Consider the following 620-nt stretch of genomic DNA (forward strand, 5'->3'; position numbering starts at 1 on the left):
TATGCTTTGAATTAAGGTCATTTTCTACATACCCAATTACTTGTGAACCAATTTCGTGTTTAGGATAATATCGAATCCATTCATCTTTAATTATTACATTATTGGGTTTGTTTTTGTTTATGAATGCAAGTTCATTCTCAGTTATATCAGAGTATAACGGTATATCATTCATAGTCTGCTTTTTACAAGATTGTTGTAATTGAGATTTTATGTTCTCTGTAGAAATATCATGTTGAAACTCGCTTGAAAATTGATTGAAAAAAGCTAATGTGCTTGATGTATCTTGTTTCGATAGCTTTTCATCATTAGAAGTGCAATATAGAGACTTAACTTTCTTATTTGTAGCTAGTATTACACCATTTTGATCAAAAATCTTTCCTCTTTCAGCTGAAGAAGTTGCGATAGTAATTGAAATGAAGTTGATTTTTAATAAAATTAGTAAAATCAAACCTACAATAGAAAGAAACGCAAATAATCTCCATCTTTTTGTATGTAACATATAACCCTCCCTTATGTAGCCTACTTCATCTTATATTTAATTGTTTTTTTTGTAAATGTGGAACAACTTTATTGTTTAGGTTGTCTATTAAGTATTACAGCATGAAGAAAGGAATAATTAG

1 pseudogene is annotated in these 620 nt (G+C 28.4%); it reads right to left on the bottom strand.

Annotated elements, in window-relative coordinates:
• A pseudogene (locus tag DOS87_RS13585) lies at positions 1-499 on the bottom strand (penicillin-binding protein 2); the annotation flags it as partial.
• Between the last annotated feature and the right edge of the window lie 121 nt (positions 500-620).

It is taken from the genome of Bacillus sp. CR71 (assembly GCF_003429245.1).
Lineage (GTDB): Bacteria > Bacillota > Bacilli > Bacillales > Bacillaceae_G > Bacillus_A > Bacillus_A thuringiensis_S.